This is a genomic window from Microbacterium paraoxydans, from assembly GCF_900105335.1.
Taxonomy (GTDB): Bacteria; Actinomycetota; Actinomycetes; order Actinomycetales; family Microbacteriaceae; genus Microbacterium; species Microbacterium paraoxydans.
The window spans coordinates 730,863-750,234 of record NZ_LT629770.1; the positions used below are offsets into that span (position 1 = coordinate 730,863).

Consider the following 19,372-nt stretch of genomic DNA (forward strand, 5'->3'; position numbering starts at 1 on the left):
AGAACAAAAGCACGAACCGTGCCGGACAGATGACACGCCGCTGAGCCGCTCGTGCGGCATGTACGGGGTGCGGGTGACGAAGAAGGCGGGGCGAGCGCTCACGATCGAGGATCTCGCACAGTTCGCCCCCGCACCGGTAACGACCGCCGCCGAGCCGGGGAACGCGGGCGTCGCAGGTATGCCGACCAACTTCGTGGCGAAGGTCGCCACACACACGGCGACCGGTACCCTGCTCGACCGGCCGGTGACGGTGCGCTTCACCCCGGTCCGCGTCGTCTTCGACCACGGGGACGGCACGACGGCCACGACGCCCGACGGCGGCCGTACCTGGGAAGAGCTCGGCCAGGCGCCGTTCACGGCGACACCGACCAGCCATACCTTCGCGCATCGGGGTACGTACTCCACGAGCACCGTGGTCGTCTACACCGCGGAGGTCGACATCGGCGGAGGGTGGTTCCCCGTGTCCGGTGAGCTGTCCGTCGACGGACCGTCCCGGAGCGTCCGCATCTACGAGGCGACCACCGCACTCGTGGCACGGACGTGCGAAGAACGACCCGCGGCGCCGGGCTGCTGAGCACCTGATCTGGCACGCTCTACCCTGAACCCATGACCCGCGCCGAACGCCTCATGCTGCTCGACACCGCCAGCCTCTACTTCCGTGCGTTCTACGGCGTGCCCGACAAGGTGACGGCCCCCGATGGCTCCCCCATCAACGCTGCACGCGGATTGCTGGACATGATCGCCAAGCTGGTCACCACTTATCAGCCGACCCACGTCGTGGCCTGCTGGGATGACGACTGGCGTCCGCAGTGGAGGGTCGACCTCATCCCCAGCTACAAGACCCACCGGGTGGTGGAGGTCGTGACTGGCGCCCCGGACGTCGAAGAGGTCCCCGACCCGTTGGAGGCGCAGATCCCCCTGATCAGGGAGACGCTCGGGGCCATCGGCATTCCGATCGTCGGCGTCGCCGAGCACGAGGCGGACGACGTGATCGGCACGCTCGCAACGAACGCGCCGATGCCCGTGGACATCGTCACCGGCGACCGCGACCTGTTCCAGCTCATCGACGACGAGCGCGACGTGCGCGTGATCTACACGGCCCGCGGCATGAGCAACCTCGAAGTCGTCACGGACGCGACGGTCGTCGCGAAGTACGGTGTCCTGCCGACGCAGTACGCGGACTTCGCGACGATGCGCGGGGACGCGTCGGATGGTCTTCCCGGCGTCGCCGGCATCGGCGAGAAGACGGCGGCCACTCTGCTGCAGAAGCACGGCGACCTGCTCGGCATCCGGGAGGCCGCGGAAGCCGGTGAAGGTATGAGTGCCGGCATCCGCGCGAAGATCCTCGACGCGCAGGCCTACCTCGACGTCGCTCCGACCGTCGTCGCCGTCGCCACGTCGCTTCCGATCGCTGCCCCGGAAGTCGCCCTGCACGCCCTCACGTCGGAGGAAGCCGCAGAAGCAACGGCCCTCGCCGAGAGCTGGAACCTCGGAAGCTCGATGACACGCGCCGTCACCGCGGTCACCGCGGCCGCGAACCAGATCACCGAGGGCTGATCCGGCCGGACGTCACTCCGCCCAGGCGAGGAGACGCGAAAGCCCCCACGTGGTGACGATGCGTGACGCTGGAACGCCGGCACGCTCCGCCCGTTCGGCACCGTGGTCCAGCAGGGAGAGCTGTCCGGGGGCGTGTGCGTCGGAGTCGATGGAGAAGAGGCATCCCGCCTCCAGCGCGATCGCGATGAGCTCGTCCGGCGGGTCCTGACGCTCAGGACGGGAGTTGATCTCGACCGCCACCCCGTTCTCCGCGCACGCCGCGAACACCGCGGCGGCATCGAAGGCCGAGGGCGGGCGCGTGCCCCGGTCGCCCTGCACGAGCCGGCCGGTGCAGTGTCCGAGGACGTTCACCCGAGGATGCGAGACGGCCGCGATCATCCGCGCGGTCATCGCCCGTCCGTCCATGCGGAGCTTGGAGTGCACCGAGGCGACGACGATGTCCAGGTCCGCGAGGAGCGCATCGTCCTGATCGAGGGCTCCGTCTTCCAGGATGTCCACCTCGATACCGGCGAGCAGTGTGAAGCCGTCCCCCGACTGCGCCCGCACCTGCGGGATCTGCTCGCGGAGCCGCTCCGCCGACAGTCCACGCGCGACACGGAGGCGCGGGGAGTGGTCGGTGATGGCCTGGTACTCGTGGCCCTGCGCGCGGGCGGCAGCAGCCATCACCTCGATGGAGGTCGTCCCGTCCGACCACTCGGTGTGGGCGTGCAGGTCTCCGCGCAGCTTTCCGCGGAGCACCGACACCTTCTCCGGTTCGACGTCGCCGCGGAGCTCCACGAGGTACTCCGGCACCTCTCCGGCCTGAGCCTGCCGGATGACGGCGAACGTCGACTCGCCGATGCCCTTGGCCGCCCGGAGACGCGTCGGGTCGCCCTGCACGTCGGACGGAAGCTCCTGGAACGTGGCCGCGGCCTGGCGGAACGCCTTGGCCCGGTACCGCGACGCCCGCTCGCGCTCCAGCAGCGAAGCGATCTCGAGCAGCGCGTCGACCGGGTCCATGGTCACTCCTTCGGGGCAGCCAGCTCGCGGCTCACGCCGATCCACTGGTCGAGCTTCGCCAGCGCACTCCCGTCATCCACCGCCGCGGACGCCCGGGCGAGCCCGTCGCGGAGGCGCTCGAGGATCGGCCGCTGCACCTGGGTCGCGTCCTGGGACAGCTCGAAGGCGACGATTCCGGCGGCGGCGTTGAGGAGCACGATGTCCCGTACCGGCCCCTGCTCACCCGCGAGGGTCCGGCGGAGGATCTCGGCGTTGTGGGCGGGAGAGCCGCCGATGAGATCGGAGAGGTCGGCGAGGGGGATCCCCAGGTCGCGCGGGTCGAGGTCGTGCTCGTGGATGTCCCCGCGGGTGACCTCCCAGATGCGGCTGTGGCCGGTGGTCGTGAGCTCGTCGAGGCCGTCGTCGCCGCGGAAGACCAGCGCCGTCGCTCCCCGCGTGCGGAAGACGCCGGTGATGAGCGGCACCCGCTCCATCTGCGCCACGCCGACCGCGTTCGCCTCGGCGCGCGCCGGATTGCAGAGAGGTCCGAGCATGTTGAACACCGTGGGCACGCCGAGCTGCGAACGGACCGCGCCGGCGTGCTTGAAACCGGGGTGGAAGGCCCCCGCCCAGGCGAAGGTGATACCCGTCCGGTCGAGGATCGAGGCGACGGCGTCAGGATCGAGCGAGAGTTCCAGGCCGAGGGCACCGAGGACATCGGAGGAGCCGGACGCGGAGCTCGCGGCCCGATTCCCATGCTTGACGACCGGGATCCCGGTGGCGCCGATGATGACGGCCGCTGTCGTCGAGACGTTCACCGTACCCACGCGGTCCCCGCCCGTGCCGACGATGTCCAGCACGTCCGGAGAGACCGGAAGCGGCACGGCGGCTTCGAGGATGGCATCCCGGAAACCGACGATCTCGTCGATCGTCTCGCCCTTTGCGCGCAGAGCGACGAGGAACCCGGCGAGCTGCGCTTCGGAGACCTCGCCCTGCATGATCCGCCGCATGGCCCAGGTGGACTCCCAGACGCTGAGGTCGCGACGCTCCAGGAGAGATGTGAGCACGTCGGACCAGGTCAGGGAATCAGCCATGTGTGCGATCCTATCGGCGCAGAGAAAACGTGCAGTGCGATCCGGGCGGGCGCCCACGCGACGAAGGAACGGCGTTTCCCGCGTATTCACCGGGTATTCGCAGTGTTTTCTTAGGGTCCCCTAAGTCCTCGAAGGGCGAATCGAGGGTCGGGGGTGCAAGAATCACGCTCGCGGATCGGCCATAATGGAGGGGTGACGACCTCAGCGACGTATGCCCCGGCGGCGAGAACCATCAAGCGGCCCAACCCGGTAGCTGTCGGCACCATTGTGTGGCTCGGCAGCGAGGTGATGTTCTTCGCGGGACTCTTCGCGATCTACTTCACACTCCGCAGCACCTCACCCGAGCTGTGGGCCGACCGTACCGAGCTCCTGAACGTTCCGTTCGCGGCAGTGAACACGGCGATCCTCGTGCTCTCCTCCTTCACGTGCCAGATGGGCGTGTTCGCGGCGGAGGACCTGCAGCCGTACAAGATCGGCAAGGGACAGAAGAACGGTGCCGGCCGCCGTCGTCTGTTCGGCTGGGGCATGGTCGAGTGGTTCTTCCTCACCTTCGCCCTCGGCGCGATCTTCGTCTCGGGTCAGGTCTGGGAGTACGCCCAGCTGGTCGCCGAGGGAATGCCGATCCAGGCTGACGCCTACGCCTCGGCCTTCTACATCACCACCGGCTTCCACGCCCTCCACGTCACCGGCGGACTCGTCGCGTTCCTCCTGGTGATCGGCCGCGCGTACGCCGTCAAGAACTTCCGGCACAAGGAGGCGACCTCCTCGATCGTGGTGTCCTACTACTGGCACTTCGTCGACGTCGTCTGGATCGTGCTGTTCTTCGTTATCTACTTCCTGAAATAAGAGCGGAGCTGATCCCCGAGATGGCACGAGAGAAGAAGCGCCGTTCGAGCGGTCGTCGCAGCCCACTGGCGGCGGCCGCACTCATCGGAGCAGGCCTCATGATCACCGGTGCGGTGTACGCGGGCGCGACGGCGGCCTTCGCCGCCAACGACGCCCCCACGGCGTCGACGCAGCTGACGGTCGAAGACGGCGAGAAGCTGTTCACGGCCAACTGCGCCACCTGCCACGGCCTCGACCTGGAGGGCACCCCCAACGGCCCGAGCCTCTACGGCGTCGGCGAGCTGGCGGTGGAGTTCCAGGTGTCGACCGGTCGTATGCCGCTGCAGATGCAGGGACCGCAGGCTCCGCAGAAGGAGCCGCAGTTCACCGAGGAGCAGATCCTCGCGATGGCGGCCTACGTGCAGTCCGAGGCCCCCGGCCCGACGTACCCCGCTGACGAGATCATCGACGGCGAGGGCGACGTGGCGCACGGCGCCGAACTCTTCCGCGTCAACTGCGCGATGTGCCACAACGTGGCCGCCGCCGGTGGCGCTCTCACCGAGGGCAAGTACGCTCCGGCCATCACGGAGACCAGCGCGCTGCACATCTACGCGGCCATGGTCACCGGCCCGCAGAACATGCCGGTCTTCGGCGACATGAACCTGTCCGACGAGGACAAGCGCGACATCATCTCGGCTCTGCTCTTCCAGCAGCAGTCCGTCCAGATCGGCGGCTTCTCCCTCGGCTCGCTCGGACCGGTCTCCGAGGGCCTGTTCGTGTGGATCTTCGGTATCGGCGCTCTGGTCGCCATCACCGTGTGGATCACGGCGAAGTCCAACTGACGCTTATTCATCGAAGAGGAACGTACGAGGAGCACCATGGCACACGACGACGACTCGCAGGCTCTTGACAGGGCCTACCAGCCCTCTCCGGGGCTGGGTGTCGCAGTCAGCGATCCCGTGCAGAACCCCGGTCTTCCGCCGCACCGCGAGCGGATGACCGACAAGGACCCGCGCGCTGAGAAGGCCGCCGTCCGCACCGTCTACACGCTGTTCTACCTGTCGCTCGCCGGCAGCATCTGGGCGGTCGCCGCCTACATGCTGTTCCCGATCGAGAGCGGCGCTCTCATCGACATCCGTCAGAACAACCTCTTCATCGGTCTCGGCATCGCGCTCGCGCTGCTGGCTCTGGGCATCGGCGCGATCCACTGGTCGAAGGCCCTTATGTCCGACAAGGAGCACGTCGAGCTCCGCCACCCCACCCGGGGCAAGGACTCGACGCGTGAGGCAGCCATCAAGGCCTTCGCAGACGCCAACGAGGAGTCCGGCTTCGGTCGCCGCACGATGATCCGCAACTCGCTGTTCGCGGCGATCGTCGCGTCGATCATCCCCGGTGTGACGCTGTTCCGTGGCCTCGCCCCGCACTCCACGCCGGACGACCCCACCGCGGGCGACCCGGTCGCGCTGCTGAAGCACACGATGTGGGATGAGGGCATGCGCCTCGTCCGCGACCCCGACGGCACCCCCATCCGTGCCGCCGACGTCACGCTCGGCTCCGCTTTCCACGTGATCCCGGAGGATCTCGCGGAGCTCGGTCACGATGAGGGCTACCTCGAGGAGAAGGCCAAGGCCATCGTGCTGATGATGCGCCTCCGCCCGGAGCAGCTCATCGAGGCCGAGGACCGCAAGGACTGGTCCTACGACGGCATCGTCGCGTACTCCAAGGTCTGCACGCACGTCGGCTGCCCCGTCGCGCTGTACGAGCAGCAGACCCACCACCTGCTGTGCCCGTGCCACCAGTCGCAGTTCGACGTCACGGACCACGCGAAGGTCATCTTCGGCCCGGCCGCTCGGCCGCTGCCTCAGCTGCCCATCACCGTGGACGACGAGGGCTACCTCATCGCACGCAGCGACTTCACCGAACCCGTCGGCCCGAGCTTCTGGGAGCGCCATTGAGCACCGCAACGCTGTCCAAGGACGAGAAGGACACCAAGGCGCCTCTCGGCGGCCGCTTCGTCGGCGCCGCGTCGAACTACATCGATGAGCGCACGAGCCTCTCCGGCTTCGTCAAGGAGCTGGGTCGCAAGATCTTCCCTGACCACTGGTCGTTCATGCTCGGTGAGATCGCGCTCTGGAGCTTCGTCGTCGTGTTCCTCTCCGGAACCTTCCTGACGTTCTTCTTCCAGGCGTCGATGGTGGAGACCCACTACACCGGCGCCTACGCCCCCATGCGCGGAATCGCGATGTCGTCGGCCCTCGAGTCGACCCTGCACATCTCGTTCGACCTCCGCGGTGGCCTCCTGGTCCGCCAGATCCACCACTGGGCCGCGCTCGTCTTCATCGCCGGCATCGGCGTGCACATGCTGCGCGTGTTCTTCACGGGCGCGTTCCGCAAGCCGCGCGAGCTGAACTGGGTGATCGGCTTCGTGCTGTTCATCCTCGCGATGGCCGAGGGCTTCACCGGTTACTCGCTCCCCGACGACCTGCTGTCGGGTAACGGTCTGCGCATCATCGACGGCATGATCAAGGGTCTCCCGCTGATCGGCACCTGGACCTCGTTCCTCCTCTTCGGCGGCGAGTTCCCCGGCACCGACATCGTGGGTCGCCTGTACACGCTGCACATCCTGCTGCTCCCGATGCTGGTCATCGCCTTCATCGCGGTGCACCTGATGCTCATGATCATCAACAAGCACACGCAGTTCGCCGGCCCCGGCCGCACGAACGACAACGTCGTGGGCTACCCGATGATGCCGGTCTACATGTCCAAGATGGGTGGCTACCTGTTCATCGTCTTCGGCACCATCGTGCTGATCGCGACGTTCTTCCAGATCAACCCGATCTGGAACTACGGCCCCTACGACCCCTCCCCCGTCTCGGCCGGTACGCAGCCGGACTGGTACATCGGGTTCGCGGACGGCGCGCTGCGCCTGGCACCGTCGAACTGGGACATCGTGTTCCTCGACCACACCTGGTCGTTCGGAATCCTGGCCCCGGTCGCCGTGCTCGGCCTGTTCATCGTCATCGTCGCGATCTACCCGTTCATCGAGGCGTGGGTCACCGGCGACAAGCGTGAGCACCACATCGCCCAGCGTCCGCGCAATGCGGCCACCCGCACCGCGATCGGCGTCGCCGGCGTCATCTTCTACGCGGTCCTGTGGGCGGCGGCCTCGTCCGACCTCATCGCCACGCACTTCATGCTCACCATGGAGGGCGTGATCCACACGCTGCAGGCGCTGCTGTTCCTCGGCCCGATCATCGGCTACTTCGTCACGAAGCGCATCTGCATCGCGCTCCAGAAGAAGGACCGCGAGATCGTCCTGCACGGCTTCGAGTCGGGCCGCATCGTGCGTCTCCCCGGCGGCGAGTTCATCGAGGTGCACCAGCCGGTCGACGTCTACGACCGCTGGAAGCTCATCGACGTCGACGGCTACGAGCCGCTGGTCGTCCGCCCGAACGCCAAGGGCCGCATCCCCTGGACGGAGAACCTCCGTTCGGCGATGTCGCGCTGGTTCTTCGAGGACCGTCTCGCCCCGCTCACGCAGGCCGAGATCGACGCGGCTGACGCGCACCAGCATCACGTCACTGCGGGGAACGAGGAGGCGGAGGCCGCCGAGATCCAGGGAGCTCACGAGCGCGCCGGGTTCCCGGACGCGCCGCTCACCGTCGACGAGACGCACGTCGACGAGACGCCGAACACGCCCAGCACGGTGATCTCGACCGAGCCCGTCAAGAAGCCTCGGAAGAAGAAGTCGGAGGACGACGAGTAAGTCGTCACTCCCCTTCGATGAAGGCCTCGTCCGATCGGACGGGGCTTTCATCGTTCTCCCCCGATGAGAGGATCGTCTCATGTCTTCGGCCGTCCGCCTGCTCCGTGCTCCCCTCCTCGCCGACGCGCTCAAGGCATCCGGCGCCGCTCCGACGGATGTCATCGGCACGCGGGTCCTGGTGGCCTCCTCCGCGCAGCGGGACCTCGTCACGGCCTGGGACGTCATCCACGCCGCTTTCGGCGCTCACGACGTCCCCAGCACCCTCCTCGGCGTGACCGTCCTCGGCTACGACGACCAGCTCGTCGAGATCGAGGCGATCGCCGCTCTACCCGCGGAGCGTGCATGACCGTCCTCATCCGACACGCGACGGATCAGGACCATGCCGTCCTCGAGGAGATCGAGCGCGCCGCTGACATCCTTCTGACCGATCGCTTCGGTGCCGAGGACTGGCCCCCGCCGTCGACAGCCGACGACCGCCGGCGCGCCGAGGGGTTCGTCATGGTGGCCACCTGCTCCCCTACGGCGGAGCCTGCCGGCGGACATGATGAGGTGCCGGTCGGGTTCGTGCAGGTACTGGAAGGACCCGGGTACGCCCATCTGGAGCAGCTGTCCGTCCACCCCGCCTCCGGTCGCCGCGGGATCGGTCGCGCCCTCGTCCTGGCGGCCCAGAATGAGTCCCGCCGGCGGGGTCGCACGCAGCTCACGCTGCGGACCTACGCGGATGTACCCTGGAACGCCCCGTTCTACTTCCGCTGCGGCTTCACGGAGTCCACGCCGGACACCGACTTCCTCCGCGAACTCGTCGCCGTCGAAGAGCGTCTCGGCCTGACCCGGTACGGGCGGCGGATCCAGATGACCGCGGCGCTCTGACCGACTACGACGGCAGGATTCGCGCGACGCGCGACGGTATTCCTCGGTCGTCGGCGCCCGCACATCCCTAGCCTGGGCTCATGATCGATCGCCTCGACTACTTCGCCGCCCGACTCGCCTTCGAGACCGACCCCAGCGACGTGCACGCCGACCGTGCCGCCGGCCGCGCACTGGTCGTGGTCGACGTCCGCTCGACCGAGGCATTCGCCCAGGGGCGCGTGTCCGGCGCGCTCCACATGCCTCACAGCGAGATCGCCCACCGTGCCCCGGAGGAGATCCCGGCGGACGCCGAGGTCGTGGTCTACTGCTGGAGCCCCGGATGCAACGGCGGCGTCCGCGGCGCGCTCGAGTTCGCTCGTCTCGGCTATCGCGTGCGCGAGATGATCGGCGGCTTCGAGTACTGGGCCCGCGAGGGATATCCCATCGAAGACGCCGAGGGTGTGCACCACCGTCCCGTCGACCCGCTGACCGGAATCCCCCGCGTCCGCACCCACGTGTGAACTGTTCACAGGAACGACGAAGGCCCCCGGAGTGATCCGGGGACCTTCGTGGTGCGAGGAGACTCAGCGGGCGAAGTTGCCGCGGTAGTACTCGTAGACCCAGCCGACGATCGCGACCACGAAGATCGCGAGGCCGATCGGGAGCAGGAAGTGACCGACCGCAAGACCCACGACGAAGACACCCGCCGAAGCCGCGAGGACGAGCGGCCACCAGGACCACGGGCTGAACTCGCCGAGCTCGGGGTCACCGTCGTCGATGTCCGACGTGAGGATGTCCTCGGGCAGCTCACCGTTCTGCGCCTTGTGCGTCCGGTCGAGGTAGAAAGCGACCATCGCACCCATGAAGGCCGAGAAGAACAGGGCGACCGTGCCGACCCACTCGATCTGGTTCACCAGCGGAAGGCCCGGGTGAGCCAGGATGTTCCAGCCCGTGTAGACGACGCCGACGAGGGCGAAGAACGCGGTGAGGACCCACCAGATGATGACGTTGTCGCGCATGGCTCAGTGGCCCTCTCGCTCGCCGGGTGCGGTGGTCGCGAACTCCGCGGCCTCCGGGTGGTTTAGGTCGAAGGCCGGACGCTCACTGCGGATGCGCGGGATCGACGTGAAGTTGTGCCGCGGCGGCGGGCACGACGTGGCCCACTCGAGCGAGGCGCCGTAGCCCCAGGGGTCGTTCACCGTGACCTTCGGCGCCTTGCGCGCCGTGATCCAGACGTTCAGGAAGAACGGCAGCATCGAGGCGCCGAGGATGATCGCGCCGATCGTCGAGACCTGGTTCTGCCACGTCCAGCCGTCCGCTGCGGAGTAGTCCGCGTAGCGACGCACCATGCCGTCGACACCGAGCCAGTGCTGGATGAGGAAGGTCATGTGGAAGCCGACGAACAGCATCCAGAAGTGCACGTAGCCGAGGCGCTCGTTCAGCATGCGACCCGTCCACTTCGGCCACCAGAAGTAGAAGCCGGCGAACATCGCGAACACGACCGTACCGAACACCACGTAATGGAAGTGCGCCACGACGAAGTAGCTGTCGCTGAGGTGGAAGTCCAGCGGCGGGGCCGCGAGGATCACACCGGTGAGGCCACCGAAGACGAACGACACGAGGAAGCCGAGCGAGAACACCATCGGGGTCTCGAACGTCACCGAACCGCGCCAGAGCGTTCCGATCCAGTTGAAGATCTTCACACCGGTGGGCACCGCGATGAGCATCGTCATCAGGGCGAAGAACGGCAGCAGCACGGAGCCGGTGACGTACATGTGGTGCGCCCACACGGCGACGGACAGGGCCGCGATCGCGATCGTCGCGTAGACCAGGGTCTTGTACCCGAAGATCGGCTTCCGGCTGAACACCGGGAAGATCTCCGAGACGATGCCGAAGAACGGCAGCGCGATGATGTAGACCTCGGGGTGGCCGAAGAACCAGAACAGGTGCTGCCAGAGCAGGACACCGCCGTTGGCCGGGTCGTAGATGTGCGCACCGAGCACGCGGTCGGCGGCGGCGGCGAAGATCGCCGCGGCCAGGACCGGGAAGGCCATCAGGATCAGCAGGCTGGTGATGAGCGTGTTCCAGCTGAAGATCGGCATGCGCCACATCGTCATGCCGGGAGCACGCATCGTGATGATCGTCGTGATGAAGTTCACCGCACCGAGGATGGTACCGAAGCCCGAGATGCCGAGACCGAGCATCCAGAGGTTTCCGCCCGCTCCTGGCGAGAACGACGCGTTGGCCAAGGGCTGATACGCGAACCAGCCGAACGAGGCCGCACCCTGCGGGGTGAGGAAGCCGGCGACCGCGATAGTCGACCCGAACAGGAACAGCCAGAAGGCGAAGGCGTTCAGACGCGGGAACGCGACGTCCGGAGCGCCGATCTGCAGCGGCAGGATCGCGTTGGCGAATCCCGCGAACAGCGGCGTCGCGAACATCAGCAGCATGATCGTGCCGTGCATCGTGAACAGCTGGTTGTACTGCTCCTTGGTCGGGACGATCTGCATCCCCGGAGCGAACAGCTCGGCGCGGATCACCAGCGCCATCACGCCACCCAGGAGGAAGAACATCACCGAGGCGATGAGGTACATGTACCCGATCGTCTTGTGGTCCGTGGAGGTGATCCACTTGACGACGATGTTGCCCTTCTGCTCGACGCGCGAGGAGCTCATCAGAGCAGCCTGGCGCGCGGGCAGGGTGGTGGGACGGGAGCGAGGTGCCTCGTCGGTGCGAGGAGCTTCAGTGGTCGACATGGCTTACTCCTCTCCTTCCTCGGTGTCGGTCTTCCCGGAGGTGCCGGGGAGGTTCGAGAGACGGTCGTACGCGTCGGTGATGTCCCCGGTGTTGCCCTCTTCCTCGAGGGTCTCGAGGTAGGCGTTGTACTCGTCCTGCGAGACGACCTTCACGTTGAAGAGCATCATCGAGTGGTACTCGCCGCAGAGCTCGGCGCACTTGCCGGCGTACTCGCCCTCACGGGTGGGGATGAAGGACCAGGAGTTGTCCTTCCCGATGAACATGTCCTTCTTGTAGAGGAAGTCGATGATCCAGAAGGAGTGGATGACGTCGCGCGACTGCAGGTTGATGGTGACCTTCTGGTCGACCGGCAGCACCAGGGTCGGCAGCTCCGCCTGGTCGATGTTGCCTTCCGCGTCGGGCTGGGCCTGGATGCCCATGGTCCACACGGTGTCTTCCTCGGTCTCACCGTTGTACTGGAAGTCCCACGCCCACTGCTTGGCGATCGCGGTGATCTCGACGTCGGGGTCGTCCCACTTCGTCTCGATCTCGGTCTGGTCGCGAGCCGTGAAGAAGAACATGCCCAACACGAGGATGAGCGGCACGATCGTGTAGAAGATCTCGATCGGCATGTTGTAGCGCATCTGCACCGGGAGGCCGGTCTGGCCCTTGCGGCGGCGGTACGCGATCGCAGCCCAGGCCATGAGGCTCCAGGTGACGACACCGACCGCGAGGAGCACGATCCAGGAGTTCACCCAGAGGGACGACACGCGCTCCGTCTGGTTGGTTGCTGCCGGACCACCATCCACGAAGCCCGGAAGAAAGCCGTTCAGCTCGGTGGGAGTACATCCCGCCAGAGCCACAGCTGCCACAACTCCCACAGGGAGTGCGGCCCAACGAAGGCGGCGTTTCGAGGGCACGATGCACCTTTCAGATCGCGGACAAGGCATGTCCAAGTCTAGAGCAACCTCACACCTGATTCATGCCAACCATGCAGGTTGAGAAGCGGAACGGCCGCCGTCACGCGAGGTGACGACGGCCGTTCGCGGGAAGAACGTGTCAGTGGAAGCTGTCGCCGCAGGCGCAGCTGCCCGCCGCGTTCGGATTGTCGATGGTGAAGCCCTGCTCCGAGATGGTGTCCTTGAAGTCGATCGAGGCACCGTCGAGGTAGGGAACGCTCATGTTGTCGACGATGACCTCGACACCGTCAAAGTCGACGGTCTCGTCGCCTTCGAGGTACCGCTCGTCGAAGTAGAGCTGGTAGATCAGGCCCGAGCAGCCGCCGGGCTGCACGGCGACGCGCAGACGGAGGTCATCGCGGCCCTCCTGCTCCAGGAGGTTCTTCACCTTCGTAGCAGCGGCGTCCGTCAGCTTGACGCCGTGTGCGCTTGTGGTCTCTGCGGACAGGGTGGTGTCGCTCATGTCGCTCCTCATGACGGGCCGGGTACGGGCTCTCCGACGATTCTACCGCCGGTGGGGACGGAAGGCTCAGATCTCCCGCGCGTTCATACGGGCGAGCAGCAGGGCCTCGGTCGCCACCGCGTGCCGGAACGTGTCCAGGTGCAGCGACTCGTTGGGGCTGTGTGCGCGGGAGTGCGGATCCTCCACGCCGGTGACGAGGATCTGGGCCTCCGGGAACTCCCGCACGAGATCCGCGATGAACGGGATGGACCCGCCGACGCCCAGGTCCACCGGAGCGACGCCGTACCCGTCGCGCATCGCGCCGCGGGTGAGGGAGACCGCCCACCCGCTCGTGTCCACGAGGAAGGGGTTGCCGAGGTCCACATCGGAGAAGGTCAGCTCGGCACCGAAGGGCGCGTGTGCACGGAGGTGGCGCTCCAGAGCCTCGTAGGCATCCTGACCGGACTGCCCGGGGGCGACACGGGCGCTGATCACCACGGTCACCTCCGGGAGCAGGGTGTTCGAGGCTGAGGCGACGCTCGTCGCATCGATGCCGATGACCGTGACGGAGGGCTTGTTCCAGATACGGCTGAGGATCGTGCCGTCGCCGATGGGCGTCGTCCCCGGGAGGAGCCCGGCCTCGTCGCGCAGTGTCTCCTCGGTGTACTCGGGCGTCTCGGCATCCCGAGCGGTCATCCCCTCGACCGCGACGGAGCCGTCCTCGTTCCACAGCGTGGCGAGGAGTCGCACGGTCGCCATCATCGCGTCGGGAACCGCGCCACCGAACATCCCGGAATGGGACGCGTGGTCGAGCGTGCGCACCTTCAGGGTGAAGCGTGCGTTGCCGCGGAGGGACACGGTCAGGCCCGGCGTGACGGAATCCCAGTTGCCCGAGTCAGCGACGACGATCGCATCGGCGCGGAGGGCCTCCTTGTTGTCGGAGAGGAACTGTGCGAAGGAACGCGAGCCGTACTCCTCCTCCCCCTCGATGAACATCGCGATCCCGAGGTCGAGGTCGTCTCCGAGCACCTCGGCGACCGCGCGGATCGCGCCGATGTGGGCCATGATGCCGGCCTTGTCGTCCGCGGCGCCGCGTCCGTACAGGCGGCCGTCACGCACCGTCGGCTCGAATGGCGGCGTCTCCCACAGGGCGTCGTCCCCCGGAGGCTGCACGTCGTGGTGGGCGTAGAGGAGGATCGTCGGCTTCCCGTTCCGCGCCGCGCGCGTCGCGAGGACGGCGGGCTGGCCCTGCTCGTCGGTACCGGGGATGTCGGCACGGAGTACCTTCACCTCGTCGAACACCCCGGTGCCGCGCGCGAGCGTGGCGACGGCGTCGGCGCTGCGCTCGAGCTGCGTCTGGTCGAAGGCGGGCCAGGCCATGCCGGGAATGCGCACGAGGCTCCCGAGGTCCGACAGCGCGGAGGGGATGCCGGTGGCGACCGCTTCGAGGACGGCGGCGTCGGACTCGCTGGGAAGTGCAGGTGAGGTCATGCGAGTAATCTTAAGGCGACCCACCCCAGCGAACCGAGGAACCTCGTGGCCACTACCCCCGCCTCCCCTTCGACGAACGACGACGCCCCCCAGACGCCTGCCGTCGGCAAGGGACGCGCGACGCCGACCCGCGCCGAGCAGGAGGCTGCGCGCCGGCGCCCCCTCGTGGCGAACACCAAGGAGGCGAAGGCGGCGGCTCGCGCCGAGCTCAACGAGCGCCGCGCGAAGGCGCAGGCCGGCATGGCCGCCGGCGAGGAGAAGTACCTCCCCGCGCGTGACAAGGGCCCGCAGCGCCGGTGGGTGCGCGACTACGTCGACGCCGGCTGGCACCCCGCCGAGTTCGTGATGGGCGTCATGGTGCTCGTCATCCTGGCCTCGCTGCTGCCGACGAACATGATGATCTCGTTCTACGCGTACCTGTTCATGATGGCCTACCTCGTGATCGCGATCGGCGGCATGATCCTCCTCGGCATGCGGGTCAAGCGCAAGGCGGCCGCGAAGTTCGGCAAGGACCGCGTCGAGAAGGGTCTCGGCTGGTACGCCGGCATGCGGGCTCTGCAGATGCGCTTCATGCGCCTGCCCAAGCCGCAGGTCAAGCGCGGGCAGTACCCCGACTGACCAGTCCTCGGTTGATCTCGCGGCCCCAGAACGGGCCGCGGTAGAGGAACGCCGTGTAGCCCTGGACCAGGGTGGCTCCGGCATCCAGACGCTCCTGCACATCGGCGGCCGTCTCGACACCGCCCACCGCGATCACGCAGAAGTCCTCGGGGACCGCGGCACGGACGACCCGGAGCACCTCCAGCGATCGTTTCTTGAGCGGAGCACCGGAGAGACCGCCCGCACCGGCCGCCTCGACGACGGCCGCATCGGTGCGCAGTCCGTCACGGCTGATCGTCGTGTTGTGGGCGATGATGCCCGCGAGCCCTTCCTCGACGGCGAGCCGCGCGATCGCGGTGATCTCGTCATCCGGCAGATCGGGGGCGATCTTCACGAGCAGCGGAGTGGACCCGGCCGCGTCACGGACGGCTCGCAGCAGCGGCGCCAGGGTCTCCACCGCCTGCAGACCCCGCAGCCCGGGAGTGTTCGGCGATGAGACGTTGACCGCGAGATAGTCGGCCAGCGGAGCCAGGCGGGTGGCGGAGGCGACGTAGTCGGCGACGGCGTCCTCGACGTCCACCACGCGGCTCTTGCCGATGTTCACGCCGATCACCGTGTCGGGGGCGCCGCGGCGAAGGCGGGCGAGACGACGGGCTGCGGCATCCGCGCCCCGGTTGTTGAAGCCCATGCGGTTGATGACCGCCCGGTCCTCGACCAGCCGGAACAGGCGCGGCTTCGGGTTGCCCTCCTGCGGGACAGCCGTGACCGTGCCGACTTCAACGTGGCCGAAGCCGAGCGCCGCGAGTCCGCGAACCCCGACGGCGTTCTTGTCGAACCCGGCCGCGATGCCGAACGGCGACGGGAACGTCAGCCCCAGGGCCTCGACGCGAAGCGAAGGGTCAGGGCGGGTCATCGCGCGGGTGGCCCACGACAGCGGCGGCACACCGAGTACGCGGATCACCGCCATGCCGGCGTGGTGGGCGAACTCGGGGTCGAAGCGCGACAGGACGGCGCGGAAGAGCAGCGGATACATCCCTGCCAGATTACCGGTCCGCCGCCTCCGCCTTCGCGTGGTCGGCCCGGAGGTCGCTGATCGCGGATTCGAAGTCCTCGAGCGAGTCGAACGCCTGGTAGACGCTCGCGAAGCGGAGGAAGGCGACCTCGTCGAGCTCACGAAGCGGCCCCAGGATGGCGAGGCCGATCTCGTTCGTGTCGAGCTGGGAGACGCCGGTCTGTCGGACCGCCTCCTCCACCCGCTGCGCGAGGATCGCGAGGTCCGCCTCCGTCACGGGACGCCCCTGGCAGGCCTTGCGCACGCCGGAGATGACCTTCTCCCGGCTGAAGGGCTCCATGACGCCCGAGCGCTTGATGACGTTGAGGCTCGCCGTCTCCGTCGTGGAGAACCGTCCTCCGCATTCCGGACACTGACGGCGCCGACGGATCGAGAGTCCGTCGTCGCTGGTGCGGGAATCGATGACCCGGGAGTCGGGGTGACGGCAGAAGGGGCAGTGCATCTGACAGATCCTACGCGGTGAAGCGGGCCTCGATCGCCTCGCCGTGGGCCGGGAGCACCTCGGTTTCGGCGAGCGCGACCACGCCCTCCCGAACAGCGGCCAGGGCCGAGCGGTCGTAGGAGACGACCTGCTGTGGGCGGAGGAACGTGTAGGCGCCCAGGCCCGGTGCGTAGCGGGCCTGACCGCCGGTGGGCAGCACGTGGTTGCTTCCGGCCATGTAGTCACCGAGGCTGACGGGGGTCTGGTCGCCGACGAACACGGCACCGGCGCTCGTGAAGGCGGCTGCCGCCTCCTCCGCATCCGCGAGGTGCAGCTCCAGGTGCTCCGGGGCGTAGGCGTTGCTGAACGCGGCCGCCGTCGCTCGATCGTCCACCAGCACGATCGCCGACTGCGGGCCGGACAGCGCAGCCCCGACGCGTTCGCTGTGCCGCGTGCGCGCAGCCTGCTGCTCGACCTCTGCGCGGACCTGCTCCGCGATCTCCAGGGCATCCGTCACGAGGACGGCCGAGGCCTGCTCATCGTGCTCGGCCTGGCTGACGAGGTCGGCGGCGATGAGGCGAGGGTCGGCGTCGGCGTCGGCGACGACGAGGATCTCGGTCGCGCCGGCCTCGGAGTCGGTGCCGACCACCCCGGCGACGGCCCGCTTCGCCGACGCGACGTAGTTGTTTCCGGGTCCCGACACGACGTCGACGGGATCGAGCCCCAGGCTCGCGACACCGTGGGCGAGCGCACCGATGGCTCCGGCTCCGCCCATCGCGTAGACCTCGGAGACCCCGAGCAGCGCCGCGGCGGCCAGGATGGTCGGGTGGACGCGACCGTCCTGGTCCGCCTGCGGCGGCGAGGCGAGGGCGATCTGCTGCACCCCCGCGACCTGCGCGGGGACGACGTTCATGACGACGCTCGACGGGTAGACGGCCTTGCCCCCGGGGATGTAGACCCCGACACGGGCCACCGGCTGCCAGCGCTGCGTGATGGTCGCTCCCTCGCCGATCCTCGTCACCTGCGGTGCGGGGACCTGCGCGGCCGAGGCCAGGCACACACGTCGGATGGCCTCTTCGAGGGAAGCGCGGACCGTCGGAGCCAGGTTCGACAGCGCATCCGCGAGGTGTGCTTCCGGCACCCGCACAGCGTGCCCGGTGACCCGGTCGAACCGCTCCGCCTGCTCCCGCAGCGCGTCCTCGCCGCGATCCCGCACGTCGTCGACGAGACGCGCGGCGGTGTCGAGCGCCTCGGCTCGTGCCTGGGTCGCGCGCGGAACGGCCGCGAGCATGTCAGCGGGCGAGAGCTCGCGCCCCCGCAGATCGATCGTGCGCATGTCAGCCCTTCGTGATGCCGGCGATGTCGTGGAGATAGCCGATGCGGCCGTCATCGTGGCGGACGACGAACGCCCCGCCCCGATCCTCGATGACGAGCGCCCAGGCGGTCGGACCGATGCGGAAGATCGGCTCTCCGCGTTCGTCGTGCACGTCGCGCTCGGTCGGGGCGAGGATCCAGAAGGGCTGCGCCTCGGGCGTGTTCCGACGCGGAGCGGCGGCCTGGTGATCGTCGATGACGGAATGCACCGCCGTCACGTCTTCCGATGCCGGTTCCTGCGCGGCCGCGAGTTCCTCCTCGGAGAGCGCCTTGGCGCCCAACAGTGACTCGATGCTGCCGGTGTCGGAAACGATCTCCGGCTGCTCCCCGCGGGACCGCCGCGAGTAGACCGGGGTGTACTCGTCTTCCGCGGAGACCGGCACGGTTCCGGTTCCCCCGCCCGAGGCATGCGCGGTGAGAGGGACGCGATCCGCGCCGTTCGCCGACACGTCACGCGTGTCGGTGTCGGTGTCGCGGAGATCGGCGGCGGCGTCCGCGTCACCGGTGCTTTGCTCGGCATCGGCGTCGGAGATCACGGCTGTCTCGCCCTCGGCCGCCGCAGCGGGAGACTCGGCGGCGGCAGGGGCCTCAGCGGCGGATCCGCTCGACGTCGCCTCGGGACGCGGCCGTGCGATCACCGGGCGCACCGGATTGGCGTTGCGGTGCGCGAGAGTGACGAGCCGCCCCTGGAAGTCCTCCTTGAGGCCCGGGATGAGCGGGGCGAAGACGGTGAGCACGACGAGCGCGGTCGAGGTGATGACCTGCACGACGGCGTTCCAGGGCAGACCCCAGTTGCCGGTGGAGATGACGGCCGACAGGGCGAGCCACAGGTTGCCGGCCCACACGCACGCCGAGACCGAGAAGGCCACGGAGGCGAACTGATCGATGCCGAGCGACCCCACCCGGCGGATGCCGTCGGGTGAGAACCGCCGGAGGACGAGGAGGAACACGGCGACCGTCGGCACGCCGATCGGCAGGATCCACTGGATGCCGATGCCCCAGAGCGAGATCCCCCCGCTGAGCGGGAAGAAGGACACGAGGAAGGAGACCAGCCAGACTCCGACGATCAGGAGCTCGCGCAGCGTGAATCCGAGGATGCCGTACTCCGGCGTGACCTCGTCGTCGTAGAGGACGCCGTCCTCATCGCTGAACACCGCTTCGGCGTCCGGCTCGGGAAGATCCGTGCTCATAGTCGTCCTTTCCTCATCGGC

20 protein-coding genes and 1 pseudogene are annotated in these 19,372 nt (G+C 68.2%); 10 read left to right on the forward strand and 11 right to left on the reverse strand.

The genetic code is table 11. The annotated features are described in order from the left end of the window. The first annotated feature begins 73 nt into the window (after nt 1–73). Complete coding sequence (locus BLU02_RS03750) at nt 74–574, forward strand: hypothetical protein (protein WP_157546996.1); 501 nt, start codon at nt 74–76, stop codon at nt 572–574. A gap of 32 nt (nt 575–606) precedes the next feature. Continuing rightward, nucleotides 607–1,557, forward strand: coding sequence for a 5'-3' exonuclease (locus BLU02_RS03755; RefSeq protein ID WP_060921210.1), 951 nt, complete (start codon nt 607–609; stop codon nt 1,555–1,557). A 12-nt stretch (nt 1,558–1,569) separates the two neighbouring features. Here the strand turns inward: BLU02_RS03755 and BLU02_RS03760 are convergent, their stop codons facing one another. Both BLU02_RS03760 and trpD read right to left on the reverse strand, forming a co-directional pair. After that, entirely contained in the window at nt 1,570–2,556 is a 987-nt protein-coding gene (locus BLU02_RS03760; RefSeq protein ID WP_174521415.1) for a PHP domain-containing protein, read from the reverse strand. Between the two features lie 2 nt (nt 2,557–2,558). Beyond that, the gene (gene trpD / locus BLU02_RS03765) at nt 2,559–3,629 is read right to left on the reverse strand and encodes an anthranilate phosphoribosyltransferase (protein WP_060921212.1); all 1,071 of its coding nucleotides are present in this window, start codon (nt 3,627–3,629) and stop codon (nt 2,559–2,561) included. A gap of 192 nt (nt 3,630–3,821) precedes the next feature. Between trpD and ctaE the strand changes: the two genes are divergently transcribed. The 7 genes and pseudogenes from ctaE to BLU02_RS03800 all read left to right on the forward strand — a co-directional run bounded on the left by ctaE (nt 3,822) and on the right by BLU02_RS03800 (nt 9,590). After that, entirely contained in the window at nt 3,822–4,475 is a 654-nt protein-coding gene (gene ctaE, locus BLU02_RS03770) for an aa3-type cytochrome oxidase subunit III (RefSeq protein WP_105950032.1), read from the forward strand. Between the two features lie 20 nt (nt 4,476–4,495). Then, entirely contained in the window at nt 4,496–5,296 is an 801-nt protein-coding gene (gene qcrC / locus BLU02_RS03775; protein ID WP_025105058.1) for a cytochrome bc1 complex diheme cytochrome c subunit, read from the forward strand. Between the two features lie 36 nt (nt 5,297–5,332). After that, nucleotides 5,333–6,409, forward strand: coding sequence for a cytochrome bc1 complex Rieske iron-sulfur subunit (qcrA, locus tag BLU02_RS03780; protein WP_025105059.1), 1,077 nt, complete (start codon nt 5,333–5,335; stop codon nt 6,407–6,409). Continuing rightward, nucleotides 6,406–8,220, forward strand: coding sequence for a cytochrome bc1 complex cytochrome b subunit (gene qcrB / locus BLU02_RS03785; RefSeq protein WP_025105060.1), 1,815 nt, complete (start codon nt 6,406–6,408; stop codon nt 8,218–8,220). The genes qcrA and qcrB overlap by 4 nt, the downstream gene beginning before the upstream one ends. A gap of 124 nt (nt 8,221–8,344) precedes the next feature. After that, nucleotides 8,345–8,566, forward strand: a pseudogene (locus tag BLU02_RS03790) (RidA family protein); the annotation flags it as partial. Then, nucleotides 8,563–9,090 carry a GNAT family N-acetyltransferase gene (locus BLU02_RS03795; RefSeq protein WP_060921213.1) on the forward strand — a complete coding sequence of 176 codons (528 nt, stop codon included), beginning with the start codon at nt 8,563–8,565 and terminating at the stop codon, nt 9,088–9,090. The pseudogene BLU02_RS03790 and the gene BLU02_RS03795, both read left to right, overlap by 4 nt. An 80-nt stretch (nt 9,091–9,170) precedes the next feature. Next, nucleotides 9,171–9,590 carry a rhodanese-like domain-containing protein gene (locus BLU02_RS03800; protein WP_060921214.1) on the forward strand — a complete coding sequence of 140 codons (420 nt, stop codon included), beginning with the start codon at nt 9,171–9,173 and terminating at the stop codon, nt 9,588–9,590. Between the two features lie 63 nt (nt 9,591–9,653). Here the strand turns inward: BLU02_RS03800 and BLU02_RS03805 are convergent, their stop codons facing one another. From BLU02_RS03805 to BLU02_RS03825, 5 genes are all read right to left on the reverse strand, one after another. Then, nucleotides 9,654–10,088, reverse strand: coding sequence for a cytochrome c oxidase subunit 4 (locus tag BLU02_RS03805; RefSeq protein WP_025105064.1), 435 nt, complete (start codon nt 10,086–10,088; stop codon nt 9,654–9,656). Nucleotides 10,089–10,091: 3 nt separating this feature from the next. Further along, nucleotides 10,092–11,825, reverse strand: a complete 1,734-nt coding sequence (gene ctaD, locus BLU02_RS03810) for an aa3-type cytochrome oxidase subunit I (RefSeq protein ID WP_025105065.1) — start codon at nt 11,823–11,825, stop codon at nt 10,092–10,094. A 3-nt stretch (nt 11,826–11,828) separates the two neighbouring features. After that, entirely contained in the window at nt 11,829–12,755 is a 927-nt protein-coding gene (ctaC, locus tag BLU02_RS03815) for an aa3-type cytochrome oxidase subunit II (protein WP_060921215.1), read from the reverse strand. Nucleotides 12,756–12,864: 109 nt separating this feature from the next. Next, nucleotides 12,865–13,227, reverse strand: coding sequence for an iron-sulfur cluster insertion protein ErpA (erpA, locus tag BLU02_RS03820; protein ID WP_060921216.1), 363 nt, complete (start codon nt 13,225–13,227; stop codon nt 12,865–12,867). A gap of 66 nt (nt 13,228–13,293) precedes the next feature. Then, nucleotides 13,294–14,697, reverse strand: a complete 1,404-nt coding sequence (locus BLU02_RS03825) for a dipeptidase (RefSeq protein WP_060921217.1) — start codon at nt 14,695–14,697, stop codon at nt 13,294–13,296. 45 nt (nt 14,698–14,742) lie between these two features. Between BLU02_RS03825 and BLU02_RS03830 the strand changes: the two genes are divergently transcribed. After that, nucleotides 14,743–15,315, forward strand: a complete 573-nt coding sequence (locus BLU02_RS03830) for a DUF3043 domain-containing protein (RefSeq protein WP_060921218.1) — start codon at nt 14,743–14,745, stop codon at nt 15,313–15,315. On the opposite strand, the gene BLU02_RS03835 is transcribed toward BLU02_RS03830, so the two are convergent. From BLU02_RS03835 to BLU02_RS03850, 4 genes are read right to left on the reverse strand one after another with little or no spacing between them, the layout of a single operon-like run. After that, nucleotides 15,290–16,327 (reverse strand): quinone-dependent dihydroorotate dehydrogenase, encoded by a 1,038-nt coding sequence (locus tag BLU02_RS03835; RefSeq protein WP_060921219.1) that lies wholly within the window; start codon nt 16,325–16,327, stop codon nt 15,290–15,292. The genes BLU02_RS03830 and BLU02_RS03835 overlap by 26 nt on opposite strands. Nucleotides 16,328–16,337: 10 nt before the next feature. Next, nucleotides 16,338–16,808 carry a transcriptional regulator NrdR gene (nrdR, locus tag BLU02_RS03840; RefSeq protein ID WP_025105071.1) on the reverse strand — a complete coding sequence of 157 codons (471 nt, stop codon included), beginning with the start codon at nt 16,806–16,808 and terminating at the stop codon, nt 16,338–16,340. Between the two features lie 10 nt (nt 16,809–16,818). Continuing rightward, nucleotides 16,819–18,123: a histidinol dehydrogenase gene (gene hisD / locus BLU02_RS03845; RefSeq protein ID WP_060921220.1), complete on the reverse strand. Its 1,305-nt coding sequence runs from the start codon at nt 18,121–18,123 to the stop codon at nt 16,819–16,821. Between the two features lies 1 nt (nt 18,124). Continuing rightward, a complete protein-coding gene (locus BLU02_RS03850; RefSeq protein WP_060921221.1) occupies nt 18,125–19,351 on the reverse strand; it encodes a hypothetical protein in 1,227 nt (408 codons plus the stop codon). Nucleotides 19,352–19,372: the final 21 nt, after the last annotated feature.

Excerpts from the sequence above, each read along its gene's own strand:
- BLU02_RS03755 (WP_060921210.1), top strand. The coding sequence starts at position 607 with ATGACCCGCGCCGAACGCCTCATGCTGCTCGACACCGCCAGCCTCTAC.
- BLU02_RS03760 (WP_174521415.1), bottom strand. The coding sequence starts at position 2,556 with ATGGACCCGGTCGACGCGCTGCTCGAGATCGCTTCGCTGCTGGAGCGC.
- trpD (WP_060921212.1), bottom strand. The coding sequence starts at position 3,629 with ATGGCTGATTCCCTGACCTGGTCCGACGTGCTCACATCTCTCCTGGAG.
- qcrC (WP_025105058.1), top strand. The coding sequence starts at position 4,496 with ATGGCACGAGAGAAGAAGCGCCGTTCGAGCGGTCGTCGCAGCCCACTG.
- qcrA (WP_025105059.1), top strand. The coding sequence starts at position 5,333 with ATGGCACACGACGACGACTCGCAGGCTCTTGACAGGGCCTACCAGCCC.
- BLU02_RS03795 (WP_060921213.1), top strand. The coding sequence starts at position 8,563 with ATGACCGTCCTCATCCGACACGCGACGGATCAGGACCATGCCGTCCTC.
- BLU02_RS03800 (WP_060921214.1), top strand. The coding sequence starts at position 9,171 with ATGATCGATCGCCTCGACTACTTCGCCGCCCGACTCGCCTTCGAGACC.
- BLU02_RS03805 (WP_025105064.1), bottom strand. The coding sequence starts at position 10,088 with ATGCGCGACAACGTCATCATCTGGTGGGTCCTCACCGCGTTCTTCGCC.
- ctaD (WP_025105065.1), bottom strand. The coding sequence starts at position 11,825 with ATGTCGACCACTGAAGCTCCTCGCACCGACGAGGCACCTCGCTCCCGT.
- ctaC (WP_060921215.1), bottom strand. The coding sequence starts at position 12,755 with ATGCCTTGTCCGCGATCTGAAAGGTGCATCGTGCCCTCGAAACGCCGC.
- erpA (WP_060921216.1), bottom strand. The coding sequence starts at position 13,227 with ATGAGCGACACCACCCTGTCCGCAGAGACCACAAGCGCACACGGCGTC.
- BLU02_RS03825 (WP_060921217.1), bottom strand. The coding sequence starts at position 14,697 with ATGACCTCACCTGCACTTCCCAGCGAGTCCGACGCCGCCGTCCTCGAA.
- BLU02_RS03835 (WP_060921219.1), bottom strand. The coding sequence starts at position 16,327 with ATGTATCCGCTGCTCTTCCGCGCCGTCCTGTCGCGCTTCGACCCCGAG.
- nrdR (WP_025105071.1), bottom strand. The coding sequence starts at position 16,808 with ATGCACTGCCCCTTCTGCCGTCACCCCGACTCCCGGGTCATCGATTCC.
- hisD (WP_060921220.1), bottom strand. The coding sequence starts at position 18,123 with ATGCGCACGATCGATCTGCGGGGGCGCGAGCTCTCGCCCGCTGACATG.
- BLU02_RS03850 (WP_060921221.1), bottom strand. The coding sequence starts at position 19,351 with ATGAGCACGGATCTTCCCGAGCCGGACGCCGAAGCGGTGTTCAGCGAT.